Source organism: Flavobacterium caseinilyticum, assembly GCF_004349085.1.
In the GTDB taxonomy this organism is placed as follows: domain Bacteria; phylum Bacteroidota; class Bacteroidia; order Flavobacteriales; family Flavobacteriaceae; genus Flavobacterium; species Flavobacterium caseinilyticum.
Genome location: NZ_SMFM01000001.1, coordinates 85,904 through 106,203 on the forward strand (window position 1 = coordinate 85,904; position 20,300 = coordinate 106,203).

A 20,300-nucleotide genomic window follows, 5' to 3' on the forward strand; every position below is an offset into this window, starting at 1 on the left:
GTGAGAACTAAAATTAAAAATGCTTTTTCGTCAAAAGTTAATGCCATTGGATTGCCAATCTTGGCTTTATGCTGGGTCAGTTTTTTTTGGGGAACTACCTGGATTGCTTCAAAAGAGGGCGTAAAACACATGCCGGCTTTGCAACTTGCTGCCATTAGACAATTCATCGGTGGATTGCTGTATATTTCCTTTTTCTTGTTCAAAAAAACGCCTTGGCCAAAAGGAAAACAATGGAAAACCATTATCATTTTGAGCATCCTTAATTTTGTTTTGAGTAACGGATTAAGCACTTGGGGCATAAAATACATCAGCAGCGGACTGGGAGCAATCATTGGCGCAATTGTTCCTTTATGGATTGTAATCATTACTTTTTTTAGGGGAGAGCGATTGGCGAGACTGACGGTTATTGGTTTAATTATCAGTTTTGGTGGCGTTTGCGTTATATTTTACGATCATTTGAGTGATTTTATGGAGGCTGATTTTAGGTTGGGTATTTTTTTATCCTTGATTGCTACGTTAACATGGGCCTTTGGTACATTGTATACTAAGAAAAAAGCTGCCAGCTTTAATCCGTATTTTAGTTTAGGACTGCAAATGTTTATATCTAGTATTTTACTTTTTGCGTACAATGGAGCAACAGGAACTTCGGTTAGCTTGAGTGCAATTCCGGCAATTTCGTGGTGGTCGATTGCGTATCTAGTTGTCTTCGGTTCAGTACTGACTTTCATTGCCTTTATCTATGCACTGCAAAATCTTCCTGCTGAAATAAGTAGTGTTTATGCATATATAAACCCAATTATAGCAGTAATTCTAGGTGCTGTGATTTTTGGAGAAGTCCTTAATGCAGCTATTGCCATAGGTGGCGGTGTTACGTTGTTTGGATTGTACATGGTAAATTATTCCTTGAGAAAATCACGTAAAAATAGTAGCGAAATCATATAAAAAAAAATCCCATTCGATTGAACGAATGGGATTTTTATGAATTTTACAAATTAATTACCAAATTCTTACACGCTTTTCAGGTGCAATGTACATGCCGTCATTTGCTTGAATATCGAATGCTTTATAGAACGTATCTATATTTTGCAAAGGAACATAAGCTCGGTACATTCCTGGAGAATGCGGGTCTGTTTTTACTTGGTTTTTCAACGCTTCATCACGCATTTTTGAACGCCAGATAGTCGACCAAGAAATGAAGAAACGTTGTTCTGGAGTATATCCGTCGATTAATCCCGGATTTCCGTTTTCTTTCAAATACAATTGTAAACCATCATAAGCAGCATTTACTCCACCTAAGTCTCCAATGTTTTCACCGAGCGTAAATTTACCATCTACAAAAGTTCCCGGAATAGGTTGCAAAGCGCTGTATTGAGCCGCAAGTGCTCCTGTTAAAGCTGAGAATTGTTTCAAATCTTCTGCGGTCCACCAGTCTACTAAGTTTCCGTCAGCGTTGTAACGCGAACCTGAATCATCAAAGCCATGTGAAATTTCATGACCAATAACCCCACCGATTCCACCATAATTTACTGCTTCATCTGCTTGGTAATTGTAAAAAGGCGGTTGTAAAATCGCCGCTGGGAATACAATCTCATTATTTGATGGATTATAATACGCATTTACCGTTTGCGGCGACATTCCCCATTTATCTTTATCAACCGGTTTGTTCAACTCAGCAATATTCTCATTGAAACGCCATTGAGACATGTTTTTAGCGTTTTCAAAATAGGTTCCGCCTTCTTCTGGACTTTTAATTGTCAAGGCTGAATAATCTTTCCATTTGTCAGGATAACCAATTTTAATTCTTGATTTATGCAATTTAGCGAGCGCGCTCACCTTTGTTTCTGCTGACATCCAAGACAAATTATTGATTCTGTTTTCGAAAGCCAAAAAGATGTTTTTGATCATTTTCTCCGCTTTTACTTTGGCTTCAGCCGGAAATTTTTTCTCAACATATAATTTTCCTAACGCTTCTCCAACTGCTCCATTGATCGTTTGAAGTGCTCTTTCATCACGTGGTCTTTGGCTTACTGCACCAGTCAAGGTTTTTCCGTAAAACTCAAAGTTTGCATTTTCAATCTCAGTTGACAATTGGCTGGAAGCTCTGTTCAACAAACTCCAACGCATGTATGCTTTCCAGTCTTCTACCTTATTTTCTTTAAAAATAGTTTCCAGCGCCGTCATGTATTTCGGCTGCGATACAATAACGGTATCAGCTTTTGCCAATCCAATTTTTGTAAAGTAATTATTCCAATTGACAGAAGGAGTTAACTTACTCAATTCACTCAATGTCATAGGATTGTAAGACTTACGACGGTCTCTGCGTTCTACTCTGTCTAATCTTGGTGTAGACATGGCAATTTCAAGAGCCAGAATTTTTTCAGCATTCATTTTAGCAACTGCTGGTTTATCACCAAGGTATTGCAACATTTTAGCAACGTGTAAAACATATTTCGCACGCTTCTCTTTAGAATCGGCATCTTCAGAAACATAATAATCTCTGTCTGGTAAACCTACGCTTCCAGGACCTAAATTAATAACGTTTCTGCTGCTGTTCTTTGCATCAGTTCCTACGCCAGCACCCATAAATCCTATGCCGCCGAACGGTTCCATTTCAATCATTAATGCTTCTAAATCTTTGGCGTTTTTAACGGCATTAATTTTCTTTAAATAAGGTTTTAACGGTTTTATACCTAATTTATTTCTTCCTACAGTGTCTAAAATCGACTTGTACAAATTAATGGCTTTCCCTTGATCCGTATTCGATTTGTAGCTTGGATTTGTAGTGGCTTCTTTTAAAATGGCCAATGCATCAGCGTCCGTTTTTTGACGCAATTCATCAAAACTACCCCAACGGGTTCTATCAGCTGGAATCTCGGTATTGTCCAACCAAGTTCCATTCACATAGCGAAAGAAATCATTGCTTGGTTTTACATTTTTATCCATGTAATTCACATTGATTCCCGGCTCTTTAGCTGCCGGAGCGTTCTGTGCTTGACTCACCGCAAAACCCATAATTGCAGGAATCACAAAAAGCAATTGCTTATTGCTGTTTTTTTTCATTTTTTTTAGTTTTTTAGTTATGTTAACAAAGCTATTAATAATTTTACTGATAATTTAAGTTCTCTATAATTATCACAAAACATTTTTATTTGACACAAAAAATAGAAAAAGGTTTAAATACTGCACTCATTTTTTTGGTGTATGAACTAACTTCCACTAAAAATAAAACTCTGTTAATTTGAATTAAAAACAAATCCCGTTTTTGTATTTTTGCATCAAAATAGCACTATGTTAGAGTTTTTAAAAAAATACCGTCTCTTTTTTGGAGTTTTCTTTGTTCTTTCGGCAATTATTTTATCCTTATTTTATTCGGCTTTAAAGCCAAAAAAAACACTTCCCATTTTCAATCCCGCTGATGTAAATCCGGAATTAGTGGACAGCACCGTTCAGTACAAAAGCAAATATCACACGATTGCTGATTTTTCATTCATTAATCAAAACGGAAAAACCATTACCCAAAAAGATTACGAAGGCAAAATATATGTCGCCGATTTCTTCTTTACTACTTGCGGCTCCATTTGTCCAAAGATGACTACCAATTTATCCGATATTCAAAAAGCTTTTGCCAGTAACCCAAAGGTAAAATTGCTTTCCTTCACCGTTTTTCCAGAGACTGACAGTGTTCCTGTTTTGAAGGCTTACGCCAAAAAATATAATGTTGACGAAAACAAATGGAACTTAGTGACCGGAGATAAAAAAGAAATTTATACGATGGCCAGAAAATCGTATTTGGCCGTGAAACTTGGAAAACCAAGTGAACTTTACGACATGGTTCACACCGAAAATTTTGTTTTGGTCGACACCAAAAAAAGAGTTCGCGGTTTTTATGACGGTACTAATAAAGATGACATGAAACGATTAATCGAAGACATCACTTTTTTAGCCAATGAATAGGGAGTTTTAAAAACGAATTTCTTCTTTAAAAAAGCTCGTTTTTACAAAATACAATCGCTGTCTTTCTTTGTTATAATTGCCGTATAAATGTGATAATTATCATTTGTGTTTATATTTAAATGTGTATTTTTGCAATCTTAATTCAATCTAAATAAGTTTTGCAAACAACGATACATTCTCTCAAAAAAGGCGAACAAGCCATTATAAAAGACTTTGACATCGACACCGTTCCATTAAAATTATTGGAAATGGGTTGCTTACCCGGCAATCTGGTAGAATTACTTCAAATTGCTCCTTTTGGAGATCCTTTGTATTTGAATATTAATGGTTCGCATGTAGCAATTCGGGTAGAAACTGCAAAAGAAATTGAGGTTGACATTATAAAAACCAACTTATGGTAAGCAAACAAAACATCAATGTTGCTTTAATCGGGAATCCGAATGTGGGCAAAACTTCCGTTTTTAATCAGCTCACCGGCCTGAATCAACAAGTAGGGAATTATCCCGGAATTACTGTTGAAAAAAAGATAGGTTTCTGCAAATTACCCAATAATATTAAGGCTAATATTCTGGATTTACCCGGGACCTACAGCCTGAATGCCAGTTCGATTGATGAAAATGTGGTGATTGAATTATTACTGAACAAAAACGACAAATTATATCCTGACGTGGCTTTAGTAGTCACTGATGTGGAAAATTTAAAACGAAACTTACTCCTTTTTACCCAAATAAAAGACCTTGAAATTCCAACAATATTAGTCATCAACATGGCTGACAGAATGAAGTTCAAAGGGATTTCACTGGATATTCCGTATCTCGAGGAACACTTGAAAACTAAAATTGCTTTAATCAGTTCCAGAAAAGGATATGGAATTGATGAGTTGAAAAACTTGATTGTCAGCTATCGTACCATTTCTACTGAACCATGTTTAAATGCCTCGAGTATTGATCCCGACTATTTCAATAATTTACGTAAAGCTTTCCCCAACCAACTGTTGTATAAATTATGGCTGGTGATTACACAAGACGTTAATTTCCTGAATTTAGAACGAAATGAAATCCGAAGTTCGTTTACGAAATCACACTCTGATTTAAAACGCCTGCAACAAAAAGAAACTATAAAACGCTACCAATTCATCAATGATGTTTTGAAGGTCGGATTAAAAATTGATTCCTCCGTTGCAAGAGATTATCGCAGCAGGCTAGACCGCGTGCTGACCCATAAAATTTGGGGATACGTCATCTTCTTTCTGATTTTGTTTGTTATTTTCCAATCTATTTTCGAATGGTCTAAAATTCCAATGGATTTCATCGATGCCTCTTTTGCTTCGTTGAGTACGCTTGCTGCGGAAGAATTACCAGCCGGAGTTTTAACGAATTTAATTTCGCAGGGAATCATCCCGGGAATTGGAGGTATTTTGATATTTATTCCACAAATTGCATTTCTTTTTATGTTTATTTCCATTTTGGAAGAAAGCGGTTATATGAGCCGCGTGGTTTTCCTGATGGACAAAATCATGCGAAAATTTGGTTTATCGGGCAAAAGTGTGGTGCCGTTAATTTCTGGAACAGCCTGTGCCATTCCTGCTATTATGGCCACCAGAAATATCGAAAACTGGAAAGAAAGACTGATTACTATTCTGGTAACTCCATTCACAACTTGTTCTGCCAGATTACCGGTTTATGCCATTATTATTGCGTTGGTAATCCCGGACAATCGTGTTTTCGGATTTCTGAACATGCAGGGAATGACCTTGATGTTGTTGTATCTTTTGGGTTTTGGAATGGCTATTTTTTCAGCTTATATTTTAAATAAAATCCTAAAAATAAAAGGAAAAACCTATTTCGTCGTAGAAATGCCCAATTATAAATTACCACTTTTCAAGAACGTAGGAATCAATGTAATCGAAAAAACAAAGGCTTTTATTTATGGCGCCGGAAAAATAATTTTGGCCATTTCCATCGTATTGTGGTTTTTAGCTTCTTACGGACCAGGAGAAAAATTCAATAATGCGGAAAAAATTGTTATTGAAAACACGAAGCAAAATCCGTTGCAGGAAGATGAATTTGAAAATGCTGTCGCTTCTCAAAAATTGGAAAATTCCTATATTGGAATTATGGGAAAAGCCATTGAACCTGCCATTTCGCCATTAGGCTACGACTGGAAAATAGGCATTGCGATTATCAGTTCCTTTGCGGCCAGAGAAGTTTTTGTGGGAACATTAGCAACGATTTACAGCGTTGGCGGAAGCGATAATGAAGTTACCATCAAAAACAAAATGGCTGCCGAAATCAATCCCGTTACCGGAGAAAAAATCTTCAACTTTGCCTCCGGAATATCATTGCTATTATTTTATGCTTTTGCCATGCAATGTGCCAGCACACTAGCGGTTACTAAAAAAGAAACCAATTCCTGGAAATGGCCGGCAGGACAATTGATCTTCATGTCTGGATTTGCATATGTTGTAGCGTTACTTGCATATCAAATTCTGAAATAAATATTGAACAAAAGTTAAATTTGACAATTTATTTATTTTTATCTTGTCTAAATAAGAATTACATTCTACATTTGCCGCGTAGAATTAATCTAAATAAAAATGAAGAATATTATAATTACCGGATCACTCCTTGTTACATCATTATTGTTTGCACAACAAAAAGAACTTTCAAAAACTCAAAAGGACAGTATTGAAAGTTTAAATGAAGTCATCATTACTACCGATGCTATTATCGGCAGTAAATTCAAAGCTAAAAACAAAGCCGGTTCTACTTATTTTATTTCTCCAAAAGAATTAAAAACCTTCAATTACGACGACGTTTCCCGAATTCTGAGAACAGTTCCCGGAGTTACTATTCAGGAAGAAGATGGTTTTGGTTTACGTCCAAATATCGGAATGCGAGGAACAAGTCCCAACCGAAGTGAAAAAATCACTTTGATGGAAGATGGAATTCTTATTGCTCCAGCTCCTTACTCCGCTCCTGCGGCTTATTATTTTCCAACAGTAAACAGAATGCAGTCTTTCGAAATATTGAAAGGCGGAAGCCAAATCCAATACGGACCCTACACCACTGGAGGAGCGATGAATATGGTTTCGACTCAAATTCCAAATCGTTTTTCAGGTCGTGTAATCGCCAGCATTGGAAGTTTTAACACCAAAAAAACCTACGTGAATATCGGAGACGAGCATAAAAATTTTGGTTATGTTTTAGAATACAACAACCGAAATTCTGATGGATTCAAAAAAATTGACAACAGCTCAAAAAACACCGGTTTTCAAGGAAATGATTATGTAGCAAAATTCAGAATTAATACAGATGCTGATGCAAAAATTTACCAATCGTTAACCGCAAAAATTCAGTATAGCGAGGATTTGGCAAACGAAACGTATCTTGGCTTGACCGATGCCGATTATGCTGAAAATCCGTTCCGACGATACATTGGTTCAAGTGAAGATTATATTGAAACGGAGCATAAACAAATTATGCTGACGCACTTGATAAAACCTTTTCAAAACTTCAGTATCACTACAAAAGCCTACAAAAATGATTTTGCCAGAAACTGGTATAAATTGGATGCTTTGAAACTTGGAGCTTCAAAGGTTAGTATCAATAATATATTGACAAATCCTACCATTTACAATGCAGAATACCGCGCTGTAACTGCTGCCGATAACACAAGCGATAACGCATTATTGGTAAAAGCGAATAACCGTGTTTATGAAGCTAAAGGAATTCAAACGGTGGCGAACTACACTTTTGAAACGGGCAAAGCAAAACACGATATTGATTTTGGTATCCGTTACCACGAAGATTTTGAAGATCGTTTCCAATGGGTTGACGGATATGCAATTCAAAACGGAGTGATGAACAGAACCAGCAACGGAACTCCCGGAACTGACGCCAATGCTATCGTAAAGGCAGAAGCCATTGCTGCTCATATTCTTTACAATCTGAATATTGATAAATTCACTTTCACACCCGGAATTCGCTACGAAGACATCAAATTGAATTCATTGAATTATGGAACAAAGGATGTAGCCAGAGCAGGTACAACTTTGGCGACAGCCAATAATAAAACAAATGTTTGGATTCCTGGAATGGGAATTCTATATAAAATAAATGACGATTACAACATTTTTACAAGCGTTCATAAAGGTTTCTCTCCTCCTGGAGTAAAAGCAGGTGAAGATGCAGAAAGCAGTTTGAATACAGAAATGGGTTTCCGTTTTCATAAAAATGCTTTACAAGGGGAAATCATAGGTTATTACAACAACTTTTCTAATCTTCAAGGTTCAGATTCGATGTCAGGTGGAGGAGCCGGGACTGGTGACTTATTCAATGCGGGAGAAGCTATCGTAAAAGGAATTGAAGTTCTGGCAACCTATGAGGTTATCAACAACCAAGCAAAAGGATTCAAAATACCGGTTACCGTTTCGTATACTTTAACAAATACCGAATTGAAAAATAATTTCAACAGCACCATTTGGGGAACTGTAGAAAGTGGAGACGAAATTCCATACATCGCCAAAAATCAGTTGGCAATCACAACAGCATTTGAAACTGAAAAATTCAATTTTGCCCTTAGCGGTAAATACGTAGATGCTTTTAGAACTGAAGCTGGCGTTGGAACGATTCCGGCAAATAATAGAGTCGCTTCGAATTTTATTATAGATTTCTCTGCTAAATACCACCTAACTAACAACATCAGTTTGATGGGAAATATCATAAATTTATTAGACAAAGAATACGCAGTTTCGAGAGTTCCAGCAGGTTTAAGACCAGGACAACCTTTTGGAATTAACTTTGGAATAATGGCGCAGTTGTAAAACTTTGTCATTAGTTTAACGCAAAAAAGCAACCTTTTCGGGTTGCTTTTTCTTATTTTTACAATATGGATATTCAAGAAATTTTAGCTTTTGTAGCGCTCGGAATAGCACTGGCTTTTTTGATTAAAAAATTCTTCTTCAAAAAGAAAAAATCGGATAAAGATTGTGGCAGCGGCGATTGTGGCTGCAACTAATCCTATCTCAAATAACCAATTTTCAGGTAATAATCTTCCGGATCAATCTTGCTTCCTTCTTTTGGATACGGCACCACACCAATGCTTTTTATCTTCTTTTGTTTTTCAGGCAGATATTTAGAGAACCACTTTTTATTGTCTTCTTCATTTTCCATCGAAAACACCAAAGTCGTATCTTCAATCAATTTTGAATCTTTATACACTGAAACAACGGCTGTAACTTCTCCCTCCCAAATACAGGTCACGCCTTCCGGACATCGGGAATCAGTAACAATCGCTTTTAAAACCAGTTGAAATCCTCTTTGATTAGGACAGACTTTCTGCTTTATAGTTGTGTATTTAACTTTTTGTGATTCTGGGCTTTGCGCCAAAGCTAAACTGCTAATCATCATAAAAAGGAATAAAACTGACTTTTTCACACGTTATGTTTAAAGGGTTAAAATATTATTGAAAGACCACAAAATTGCTAACCCAACGCAACGTCCAAAACCATCATTACAATAAATCCTCCGACGAATCCCAGCGTGGCGATATCCGTATTTTTATCCTGTTGCGTTTCCGGAATTACTTCTTCCACTACTACAAAAATCATGGCGCCTGCGGCAAAAGCCAAAGCATAAGGCAAAATTGGGGTGAAAAACGTGACTGCAAAAGCCCCTAAAACTGCGGCAACCGGCTCCACTAATGCTGAAGATTGGCCGTAAAAAAAACTTTTTCGTCTGCTCATTCCCATGCGTCGCAGCGGCATGGCAACAGCTATTCCTTCAGGAAAATTCTGAATTCCAATACCAATGGCTAAAGTAACGGCGCCCGCGATGGAAGCTTCCGGAATCCCGGCGGCTACTCCCCCAAAAAGAACTCCAACGGCCAATCCTTCCGGAATATTGTGCAGTGTAATTGCCGAAACCAGCAAAGTCGTGCGTTGCCAAGGCGATTTGATTCCTTCGGTAACTTTAAAATTGATATGCAAATGAGGCAACACTTTATCAATACCAAAAATGAAAAGTGCGCCAAGGAAAAAACCAATAGCTGCAGGAATGACTTTTTCAAAACCTTCTCCGCCCGTCATTTCTATGGCTGGAGCCAATAAACTCCAAAAACTGGCCGCAACCATCACACCTCCGGTGAACCCGAGCATTCCGTCAAGCACCGTCCGATTCATGGTTTTAAACATAAAAACGAAAGAAGCTCCTAACGCGGTTAGAAACCAAGTGAACAAACTCGCATACAATGCGGCTAATATTGGGTCGATGCTCGTGAAATAATCTACTATAGATTGAAACATAATTATTTGATATAAATATTACTGGCTATTTTATTTGAAACCGTTAATTCTTTGGTCCCAACCCGAATTCGGAAAGAGGAATCAAAACTTTCCTTCTCTATAATTTCAATTTGGGAACCCAAAGCGATTTCCTGTTTGTCTAAATATTTTAAAAAATCAGAAGAAGTATCCTTGACACCCACACAAATTCCTATTTGGTTTTTTTCAAATTCCGAAAGCAATTGTTTTTCTACTTTTATAATTCTTCCATTCGCATCCGGAATGGGATCTCCGTGCGGATCTTCAGTAGGATTCCCCAGAAAATCATCTAACTTATTAATAAGTTTTTCAGATTTTATGTGTTCCAATTGTTCCGCAATATCGTGTACCTCATCCCAGGAAAACTCCAATTTCTCCACGAGAAAACATTCCCAAAGACGGTGTTTTCTAACAATCATCTTCGCTGCTAGTTTTCCTTTATCGGTAAGGGAAACGCCTTGGTATTTTATGTAGTTCACCAAGTCTTTTTCGGAGAGTTTCTTAAGCATATCAGTAACGGAAGATGCTTTGGTTTCCATTTTTTCAGCAATGGCATTGGTGCTGATATCAGCATCCGAAACCCAAGTAAGGTGGTAAATGGTCTTGAGATAATTTTCTTCTGAAAAGGTCATTTAATTTAAGATTGAAGATTAACGTTTTTTGATTTCAGATTTCTAACATCAATTAAGTTATTGATACAAATGTAATTAAAAAATTTGTTTTGCAAAATATAATTTTTAGATTTGCCTAAATTTAATTTACGTAAAGTGAAAAAATTATATGTGTTATTTATTTTTCTGATGTTTCAGTTTGGCTACGGCCAAGAAAAAACAAGTCTTTCGGGGTTTGTTTCATCAGGAAAAAAAAGAGTTTCGGAAGCTCGTGTTTTTTTAATTGGAACAAAATACGCTACCCAAACCGATAGTTTAGGAAAGTACAGCATCGATACAATTGCTGAAGGAAGTTACAAATTACAAATTGTTGCAGAAGGTTTTCAAACTTTAAAAAAGAATATAACGGTCCTAAGTAATGAAAATAATATTCTGGATTTTGAACTTGCAAGTACTGAAAATCAACTCAACGAAGTCGTGGTTTCGGGAACTTTAAAAGCAGTAAAAAGATTAGAAAGTGCTGTTCCAGTCGAAGTTTATTCTCCAGTATTTTTCAAGAAAAACCCAACAGCAAGCATTTATGAAGCCTTACAAAATGTAAATGGCGTACGACCGCAACTAAATTGTGGTGTTTGCAATACAGGCGATATCCACATTAATGGGTTGGAAGGTCCGTATACTTTAGTTTTAATCGACGGAATGCCTATCGTGAGCAGTTTATCCACGGTGTATGGATTATCAGGAATTCCAAATTCGCTGGTAGAACGAATTGAAATCGTAAAAGGTCCCGCTTCCTCTTTATACGGCAGTGAAGCCGTTGGCGGTTTGATCAATATCATTACTAAAAATCCAACAAACGCTCCTTTATTCTCCGCTGATGTATTTTCCACTTCTTGGTTGGAAACCAATGTTGATTTAGGAGTAAAACTCAATGTTGGCAAGAAAGCAACGGCACTTATAGGTTTAAATTATTTCAGATACAATCAAAAAATAGACAACGACGGCGATAATTTTACCGATGTCACTCTTTCGGATCGAATTTCCCTTTTTCAAAAATGGACGTTCGACAGAAAAGAAAATCGATTGTTTACCATTGCCGCGCGGGGAGTTTATGAGGATCGTTTTGGTGGCGATGTGCGCTGGGAGAAAAAACACCGCGGCGGAAACGAAATCTATGGCGAAAGCATTTATACCAAACGAGCAGAATTAATTGGAAGTTACCAATTGCCTTTTCAGGAAAAACTGATGCTGTCTTTTTCAGGAAACGTTCATTTTCAAGACAGCCGTTACGGTACAACGAGTTACATTGCGAATCAAAAAATTGGATTTCTACAATTGACTTGGGACAAGAAAATAGGAAGTCATGATTTGCTCACCGGAATCGCCACGCGATATAATTACTACGATGACAATACACCGGCAACTTCACAATTGGAAAACAATAACCCGGAAAAAACGTGGCTGCCGGGAATTTTTGTTCAAGACGAAATTACGTTTACTGAAAAACATAAGCTATTGCTGGGAATGCGTTACGATTACAACTCGTTTCACGGAAGCATCTTGACACCAAGAATCGCCTACAAATGGAAATTGAACGACAATAATATCATTCGTTTGAATGCAGGAACGGGTTTTAGAGTCGTGAATTTATTTACAGAAGATCACGCTGCTCTGACAGGCGCTCGTGAAATTATCATCGCAAATAATTTGAAACCGGAACAATCCATAAATGCCAATTTAAATTATATCAAGAAGATAAATTTCGACAACGGAACCTTTATTGGAATTGAAACTTCGTTTTTTCATACGCGATTCAGTAATAAAATTGTTTCGGATTATGATACCAATCCCAACCAAATTATTTATGACAACATCAATGGCTACGCGATAAGCCAAGGAATCAGTACGAATGTCGATTTCAATTTTCCGAATGGATTAAAGATTATCACTGGCGCTTCTTTGCTTGACAATAAAAACGTTGAAAATGGCCAAAAAGAAACACCTTTTCTAACCGAAAAATTTACGGCAACCTGGAGTGTTTCGTATAAATTCCAAGCTATAGATCTGAATGTAGATTATACCGGAAATATGTATAGCCCCATGCGACTGCCTCTTTTAAGTGCTTTAGATCCTCGCACTCCGGAATCCCCTTGGTACAGTTTACAAAACATTCAATTCACGTATTCTGGTTTAAAGAACTTTGAATTCTATGCTGGAATTAAAAACCTATTGAACTTTTTACCCAAACAAAACAATCCATTTTTGATTGCAAGAGCCAATGATCCTTTTGATAAAAATGTGACTTATGACACGAACGGTCAAGTGCTGGCAACGCCTCAAAATCCTTATGGACTGACGTTTGATACGACTTATGTTTATGGACCGAACCAAGGAATCAGAAGCTTTTTCGGACTTCGTTATACCTTAAGATAATGAAAAAAAATCTTTATTTACTGTTACTTTTATGCTGCGCAATTCCTGCTGGATTTGCACAGCTGCATTCGGTTTCATTCGAAGAAATAGACAGTTTACAAACAATCGAAAAGAGAAAAACGATTGTTTTCATTCAAACCGATTGGTGCCAATTTTGTCATGCGATGAAAAACACCACTTTCAAAAACGAGGAAATCATCAAGGAGCTCAACAAAACTTTTTATTTTGTTGATTTCAATGCCGAAGAAAAACGAATGGTAATCTTCAACAAAACCACTTTTAAATTCAAACCTACGGGAAATAACTCCGGAATACATGAACTGGCCATCGCATTAGGAACAATAAATAAGCAACTGAATTTTCCTGTTTTATGTGTTTTGAATAGTGAAAACGAGATTGTTTTTCAGCACAACGGCTACTTAAAACCAAAAGAATTAAAGCTGATTTTAGCCAAACTAAAAGAATAAAATTGTCTATTTTTGGGGCAAATGTCAAATTTCCAAATGAAACACTACGATTATATTTTTACCGGCGCTGGATTATCGGCTTTGATGACCGTGTATAAAATGGTGCAATCTGGAAAATTTAAGAATAAAAGTATTTTGTTATTGGATGAAAACACTAAAAAAACCAACGACAGAACGTGGTGTTTTTGGAAAACCACTGATTCGGTTTGGGAACAATCTATTTACAAGAAATGGGATTCGGCGTTGTTTGCCAATGAAAACTTTCGCAGAGATTTAGACTTGCAACCGTATCACTATAATATGGTCAAAGGACTAGATTTTTACAACCAGGTATTTGATTTGCTTTCGAAACAAGAAAATATCACATTCGTGAACCAGAAAGTCTTGGAAATCGAAGAATCTGAAACAATAATTCTGGTACAAACCGAAAGTGAATCTTTTTCGTGCTCGAAATTATTCAACAGTATTTACAACAAACACAAAGCAGAAAGTCAGACAAAATATCCAGTTTTACAACAGCATTTTATTGGTTGGTTTATCAAAAGCGAACAGCCCGTTTTCAATTCAGAGCAAGCAACTTTCATGGATTTTTCAGTGGAACAAAAAGGAAATACGCGCTTTATGTACGTGTTACCCACATCAAAAACTGAAGCTTTACTGGAATACACCTTGTTTTCGCACCAGCATTTAAAAAAGGAAGAATACGAAAACGAAATCCAGCAATACATCAAAAAACTTGGGATAACGAATTATGAAATTGTCGAAAAAGAGCAAGGCAGCATCCCGATGACGTGTTACCCTTTTTGGAAAGCAAATACTAAAAACGTACTCAATATAGGAACTTCCGGCGGTTGGACGAAAGCGAGCACGGGTTACACTTTCAAAAATTCTGATAAAAAATCAAGTGAATTGGTTACCTTTCTGCAAAGGGAAACCGACTTCACAAAATTTCATAGAAAGACCAAATTCTGGTTTTACGATTTGCTTTTGTTAGACATTTTAGACCGAAAAAACGAGTTGGGCTCCCACATCTTTTCTTCAATGTTTAAAAAAGGAAATCCAACCTTGATTTTTAAATTTCTGGACGAGGAAACTACTTTATACGAAGATATTCAAGTGATTTTAAAATGTCCAAAAATGCTATTTATAAAAGCTATTTTTCATGTGGCTTTCAAGGCAATAAAATAACAATCAAACTATAACAAAACTTTATAATTCAACTCCTGTTCTTGATTGTAAACTTTGTAACTTTGCAACTCAAAATTAATATTGATTTAAAATAAAAAGATATGTATCCAGAAGAAATGGTAAAACCAATGCAAGCGGAATTAACAACTGCAGGTTTTCAAGATTTACATAGTGCTGAAGCAGTAGAAAACGCAATGAAATTAGAAGGAACAACGCTTGTAGTTGTAAATTCGGTTTGTGGTTGTGCTGCTAGAAACGCACGTCCAGGAGCAAAAATGAGTTTAGATGGCGCTAAAAAACCAGACCATTTAATCACTGTTTTCGCAGGAGTTGACAAAGATGCAGTTGATGCAGCAAGACAACACATGTTCCCTTTTCCTCCATCATCGCCAAGTATGGCTTTGTTCAAAAACGGAGAATTAGTACACATGCTAGAGCGTCACCACATTGAAGGTCGCCCAGCGGAACTAATTGCTGAAAACTTGAAAGACGCTTTCAACGAATATTGCTAATACCTGACAATGAATAAAATTTAAAACCACGTCTCGGCGTGGTTTTTTTATTTGGAGCTATTTCCAGCTATTCGTTTCAATCTTTTTTCCCGCTAAAAAAGCGGATAAAAAAGGATTTCCACTGCTATCTGGGCTAAAAAAAATTTAGGTAGAAAAAGATTTATATATTTGATTTAATTAAATAGATATAGCAAATTAAAAAAATGTAACAAAAGATAAATTTTAATAACTTCGCAATCAATATGAAATATCCTTTAGAACAATTAACAGATACTGAATTTGAAAACCATGTAGCATTAATATGTAGTGAGATTTTAGGAATAGGTACTGTGATTTTTACTGATGGAAAAGATGGAGGAAGAGATGCTAAATTTTATGGGAAAGCAAATACTTTTCCAAGCAAATCTAAACCATGGGATGGAAAAATTGTTATACAAGCTAAACATACGGATAAAATAAATGCCAGTTGTTCTGACAGTCCTTTCCAAACAATTTTAAAAAACAGTGTATTACCAGCAATAAACAAACTAAAAACTGATAAAAAGATTGAATATTATTTACTGTTTACAAACAGAAAGCTTTCTGGTATTCAAGATGCGAAAATTGAAGATGTTTTTGAAGAAAATACTGGAATAGAGAATAGATTAATTGGATTAGAAACAATTGAACTTTGGCTAAAACAATACCCATCTATCGCAAAAGCTTTAAATCTAAATAAACTTTTACTACCTCTTAGTTTTGATGAAAATGATTTAAAAGAGATAATTAATTCTTTCAGTAAAATAGATAAGAAGAAAGGGGATTTACCAAAAATTCCAAAAAGAGATATTGAAAAGAAAAATGAAATAAATAATTTAAGTAAAGAGTATTTCAACAATGTCATTAAAAAAAATCTCATTTATTTAGATCAAATCAGGAATTTTTTAATGGATCCTATTAATTGGGAATATTTGAATAAATATGAAAATACAATTGATGATATAAATGAAGAAATCATTGTACACAGAGGTGAATTTGATAAATTTGATTTGATTTTCAACTATTTATATAAGTTTATAATTGAAAACAACACAGAATTAAAAAGCAACCGCAGTTTAGTTCGCCTTTTTCTTCATTATATGTATTATAATTGTGATATTGGTATTAATGAATAATCTATGCTAAAACCAACAAAACATACAAACGTCAAATTTTCTGTAATATATATTGCGGGAAAGATATTATCGTTTCTAACAAAAGAAACTATAATTAAATATGACGATTTAAAAGAAATGTTAATTCACGAAATTGGAGTTAAATCAAAAAACAATGTTGATTTCGCTTTAACTTTTTTATTTTCAATTGGCAAAATAGAATATTTAAAAAATATTGATGCTATAAAACTATTAAGCAACAACGATGAAGATTAGTAAAATTTATTCTAATAAAAATTTTAAAAACATTGAGTTTAATGAAAAATTCAATGCAGTTGTTGCATTCATAGAAAGTGACAAAAAAGAAGATACCCATAATTTAGGAAAGACTTCTTTAATAAGAGTCATTGATTTTTTACTTTTATCAAGTTTTGACAAAAATACAGATAAATTACTTGGAAATAATATTTTCATTGGACAAGAGTTTTATGGAGAATTAAAATTAAATAACGGCAAATATTTGATAATAAAACGTTCCATCAATACACCCACTAAGATATCTTTTAAACTAAACGATTCAAAACTAGATAATTTTAAACTAGATATTGATTGGGATGAAGAGCTACCATTAAAAAAAGCAAAGGCAAGATTAAATGATCACTTAGACTTTAACATCTTACCTAATTGGGATTATAGAAAATCAATAACTTACTTTTTAAGAAGTCAACAAGATTATTTAGACGTTTTTAAGTTAAATAAATTTAAAGGAAAAGATAAAGATTGGAAGCCTTTTGTTTTTGATTTACTTGGATTTAATGGTAATCTTATTTTAAATAAATTTGAAGTCGAAATAGAGATTAAAAACCTAAAGGAAAAATTACAAACTTTAAAATTAGAAGCACAAATTGATACTTCTGAAAAAGATAGACTTGAAGGACTTTACGACATTAAAAAAAATGAACTTTCTGAAATTAAAAACCAAATAGATAAGTTTAATTTTTTTAAAGAAGATATTCAAACAAACAAGCAACTTGTTGAAGAAATAGACGTAAGACTTCAAGCATTTAATACTGAAAGATATAGGATTTCTTACGAAATCAATAAAATAGAATTATCATTATCTGATATAAATGATGATGTTGATGACAAAGCAATTAATAGTTTATTTGAAGAAGTAAATTTGTATTATCCGCAACAATTAAAAAAAGAGTATAATGATTTAATCAATTTTCAAAAATCATTAACCATTGAGCGTAAAAAATATCTTTTGGAAACTCTCACTGAATTAAAAACAGAATACACAGATTTAAACTTAAACATTAAAGAAATTGAATATCAAAAAGGAGATTTATTATCACTGTTAACTCAAAAAGATAGTTATTACAAGTTTAAAGAATATCAAAAAAAAGTAATTGGATTAGAAGTTGAGGTCGAAAGAATCAAAGATAAAATTAAAGCAATTGATAGTTCTTTAATCATAGAAAATGATATTATAGAAAAGAAAGAATCAATAACAAATTATATTTTAACATTAAAAGAAGCTTTATCTCAAAGAAAGCATTCAAGTATTAATAAGATATTTAATTCAATAATAAAGGAAATAATAGATACTAATGCTTTGATTTCTTTGAAATTAAACAATCAAGGAAATGTTGAGTTTAACGCTGATTATCAAAATAAAATAGATTTATTAAAAACTTCTGAATCACAAGGTACAACTTATAAAAAATTGCTTTGTGTTGCATTTGACTTGTCATTGTTAGTTAATTTTTCAGATAGATCATTTTATAAATTTGTGTATCACGATGGCGTATTAGAAGGTCTTGATGATAGAATAAAAATAAGATATATCAAACTCGCAAAAGAGTTTTGCGAGAAATACGATTTACAATATATTATTACCCTAATTGATTCTGATTTACCTAAAGATATGCCTAATTTAATTGAAGAAAATGATATTTGCCTAAGATTAAATGATAAAGATAATAATGGGAAATTGTTTTTAAATAGTTTCTAAAAGAAATAAACTTTTTCATCCTACTCCAATCGCACCTATATACTGCAATTTTTTGCTAGTTATAATTAACACCTATGACTAGCCCAGATTGCAGCGGCATCCTCTAGTTATAGCGATAGCGGAAACAAGAGATATAGCGAAAAGCTGGAAATAGCTCCTAAAAAAATAAACCATTAAGGTATTAAGGAAAATTAAGCGTCTATTTTTAATAATTACGAACCTTAGTTCCTCCAAAACTTTGCTCCACTAAACCTTTTTACCTACTTTTGCAAAAAATATATTTCTCAACTTAAAACTGTTTATAGCATGCAACTGTATAACACATTAAGCGCAGAGGAAAGAGCCATCATGATTGATGATGCCGGAAAACAACGTCTTACGCTGTCTTTCTATGCTTATGCGCAAATCTCAAATCCAACACAATTTCGTAACGAATTATTTCTGGCGTGGAACTCTCTTGAAGTTCTGGGCAGAATTTATGTAGCCAGTGAGGGAATCAACGCCCAATTATCATTGCCTGCCGATAATTTCTATGCGTTCAAAGATTCCATCGAGGTCTATGATTTCATGAAAGGAATCCGATTGAATATCGCCGTAGAACAAGACGATCACTCATTCCTGAAACTGACCGTAAAAGTCCGTGACAAAATTGTGGCTGATGGTTTAGAAGATGCTTCTTTTGATGTGACCAATATTGGAATTCACTTAAAAGCGGCGGAATTCAATGAAATTCTGGAAGACCCAAACACGATTGTGGTCGATATGAGAAATCATTACGAAAGTGAAATTGGACATTTTACCAAAGCTATAAAACCAGATGTTGACACATTCCGTGAAAGTTTACCAATCATAGAAGAACAACTTGCTGAACATAAGCAAGACAAAAAACTATTAATGTATTGCACCGGAGGAATCCGTTGCGAGAAAGCCAGTGCTTATTTCAAACACAAAGGTTTTGAAAACGTATACCAACTGGAAGGCGGGATTATAGAATACACCCGTCAGGTAAAAGCCGAAGGATTAGAAAGTAAATTCATTGGAAAAAACTTCGTGTTTGATCACCGCTTGGGCGAAAGAATCACAGACGATATTGTTTCGCAATGCCATCAATGTGGCGAACCCTGTGACGTGCATACGAATTGCGTGAACGAAGGCTGTCATTTGCTTTTTATCCAATGTGATTCTTGCAAGGAAAAAATGGAAGGTTGCTGTTCTACTGAATGTGTGAGTGTGATTCATTTGCCGGAAGAAGAGCAAAAAGCAATTCGAAGAGGAATTAAAAATGGAAATAAGATTTTCAAAAAAGGAAAATCAGATGTTTTGACTTTCAAAAACAACGAAGAAACGCATGGTGTTTTTGTTGCAGAGAAACCAAAAACAGCAGTCAAAAAAGAACCAAAAGTCAAGAAAGTCTATATCGGAAAAGGAACTCATTTTTTTCCAAAACCAAGTATCGGTCAGTTTTTAATTGAAGAAAATGAAATTAAAATTGGCGATACGATTTTAATCAAAGGTTCCACAACCGGAGAACAAAAACTAGTAATCGAAGAAATGCTTGTTAACGATTTGACACAAGAAAAAGCAGTTTCTGGAGACACTTGCACGTTTAAACTACCATTCCGAATTAGATTATCTGATAAATTATATAAAATCATAGAATAAA

The 20,300-nt window shown here is 34.8% G+C and carries 18 protein-coding genes; 14 read left to right on the plus strand and 4 right to left on the minus strand.

The features are described from left to right. Entirely contained in the window at positions 1–942 is a 942-nt protein-coding gene (locus E0F89_RS00355) for a DMT family transporter (protein WP_243699447.1), read from the plus strand. A 54-nt stretch (positions 943–996) separates the two neighbouring features. Here E0F89_RS00355 and E0F89_RS00360 read toward each other — a convergent pair whose 3' ends face one another. Further along, on the minus strand, positions 997–3,060 hold the full coding sequence (locus E0F89_RS00360; RefSeq protein WP_131907887.1) for a M13 family metallopeptidase: 2,064 nt from the start codon (positions 3,058–3,060) through the stop codon (positions 997–999). 228 nt (positions 3,061–3,288) lie between these two features. Between E0F89_RS00360 and E0F89_RS00365 the strand changes: the two genes are divergently transcribed. From E0F89_RS00365 to E0F89_RS00385, 5 genes are all read left to right on the plus strand, one after another. Next, positions 3,289–3,954: an SCO family protein gene (locus E0F89_RS00365; RefSeq protein ID WP_131907888.1), complete on the plus strand. Its 666-nt coding sequence runs from the start codon at positions 3,289–3,291 to the stop codon at positions 3,952–3,954. 158 nt (positions 3,955–4,112) lie between these two features. Beyond that, the gene (locus E0F89_RS00370; protein ID WP_131907889.1) at positions 4,113–4,355 is read left to right on the plus strand and encodes a FeoA family protein; all 243 of its coding nucleotides are present in this window, start codon (positions 4,113–4,115) and stop codon (positions 4,353–4,355) included. Then, positions 4,349–6,451: a ferrous iron transport protein B gene (gene feoB / locus E0F89_RS00375; protein ID WP_131907890.1), complete on the plus strand. Its 2,103-nt coding sequence runs from the start codon at positions 4,349–4,351 to the stop codon at positions 6,449–6,451. The genes E0F89_RS00370 and feoB overlap by 7 nt, the downstream gene beginning before the upstream one ends. A 99-nt stretch (positions 6,452–6,550) precedes the next feature. Then, positions 6,551–8,779, plus strand: coding sequence for a TonB-dependent receptor family protein (locus E0F89_RS00380; RefSeq protein ID WP_131907891.1), 2,229 nt, complete (start codon positions 6,551–6,553; stop codon positions 8,777–8,779). A gap of 65 nt (positions 8,780–8,844) precedes the next feature. Continuing rightward, entirely contained in the window at positions 8,845–8,973 is a 129-nt protein-coding gene (locus E0F89_RS00385) for a FeoB-associated Cys-rich membrane protein (RefSeq protein WP_131907892.1), read from the plus strand. A gap of 2 nt (positions 8,974–8,975) precedes the next feature. On the opposite strand, the gene E0F89_RS00390 is transcribed toward E0F89_RS00385, so the two are convergent. Genes E0F89_RS00390 through E0F89_RS00400 form a run of 3 tightly spaced genes read right to left on the minus strand, consistent with a single transcriptional unit; the run spans position 8,976 to position 10,908 of the window. Then, positions 8,976–9,392: a hypothetical protein gene (locus E0F89_RS00390; RefSeq protein WP_131907893.1), complete on the minus strand. Its 417-nt coding sequence runs from the start codon at positions 9,390–9,392 to the stop codon at positions 8,976–8,978. A gap of 47 nt (positions 9,393–9,439) precedes the next feature. Beyond that, positions 9,440–10,258, minus strand: coding sequence for a ZIP family metal transporter (locus E0F89_RS00395; protein WP_131907894.1), 819 nt, complete (start codon positions 10,256–10,258; stop codon positions 9,440–9,442). Positions 10,259–10,260: 2 nt separating this feature from the next. Continuing rightward, the gene (locus E0F89_RS00400) at positions 10,261–10,908 is read right to left on the minus strand and encodes a metal-dependent transcriptional regulator (RefSeq protein ID WP_131907895.1); all 648 of its coding nucleotides are present in this window, start codon (positions 10,906–10,908) and stop codon (positions 10,261–10,263) included. A gap of 135 nt (positions 10,909–11,043) precedes the next feature. On the opposite strand from E0F89_RS00400, the gene E0F89_RS00405 reads away from it, so the two are divergent. The 8 genes from E0F89_RS00405 to trhO all read left to right on the plus strand — a co-directional run bounded on the left by E0F89_RS00405 (position 11,044) and on the right by trhO (position 20,299). Beyond that, positions 11,044–13,320: a TonB-dependent receptor gene (locus E0F89_RS00405; protein WP_317126072.1), complete on the plus strand. Its 2,277-nt coding sequence runs from the start codon at positions 11,044–11,046 to the stop codon at positions 13,318–13,320. Beyond that, positions 13,320–13,787 carry a thioredoxin family protein gene (locus E0F89_RS00410; protein WP_131907896.1) on the plus strand — a complete coding sequence of 156 codons (468 nt, stop codon included), beginning with the start codon at positions 13,320–13,322 and terminating at the stop codon, positions 13,785–13,787. The genes E0F89_RS00405 and E0F89_RS00410 overlap by 1 nt, the downstream gene beginning before the upstream one ends. Positions 13,788–13,823: 36 nt before the next feature. Beyond that, positions 13,824–14,975, plus strand: a complete 1,152-nt coding sequence (locus E0F89_RS00415; protein WP_131907897.1) for a lycopene cyclase family protein — start codon at positions 13,824–13,826, stop codon at positions 14,973–14,975. Positions 14,976–15,076: 101 nt separating this feature from the next. Continuing rightward, the gene (locus E0F89_RS00420; protein ID WP_131907898.1) at positions 15,077–15,487 is read left to right on the plus strand and encodes a BrxA/BrxB family bacilliredoxin; all 411 of its coding nucleotides are present in this window, start codon (positions 15,077–15,079) and stop codon (positions 15,485–15,487) included. 242 nt (positions 15,488–15,729) lie between these two features. Then, positions 15,730–16,641, plus strand: coding sequence for an ABC-three component system protein (locus E0F89_RS00425; protein ID WP_131907899.1), 912 nt, complete (start codon positions 15,730–15,732; stop codon positions 16,639–16,641). A gap of 3 nt (positions 16,642–16,644) precedes the next feature. After that, a complete protein-coding gene (locus tag E0F89_RS00430; RefSeq protein ID WP_131907900.1) occupies positions 16,645–16,896 on the plus strand; it encodes an ABC-three component system middle component 8 in 252 nt (83 codons plus the stop codon). Then, positions 16,886–18,637, plus strand: a complete 1,752-nt coding sequence (locus E0F89_RS00435; protein WP_131907901.1) for a DUF2326 domain-containing protein — start codon at positions 16,886–16,888, stop codon at positions 18,635–18,637. The genes E0F89_RS00430 and E0F89_RS00435 overlap by 11 nt, the downstream gene beginning before the upstream one ends. A gap of 306 nt (positions 18,638–18,943) precedes the next feature. Further along, entirely contained in the window at positions 18,944–20,299 is a 1,356-nt protein-coding gene (trhO, locus tag E0F89_RS00440) for an oxygen-dependent tRNA uridine(34) hydroxylase TrhO (RefSeq protein WP_131907902.1), read from the plus strand. Position 20,300 lies beyond the last annotated feature (1 nt).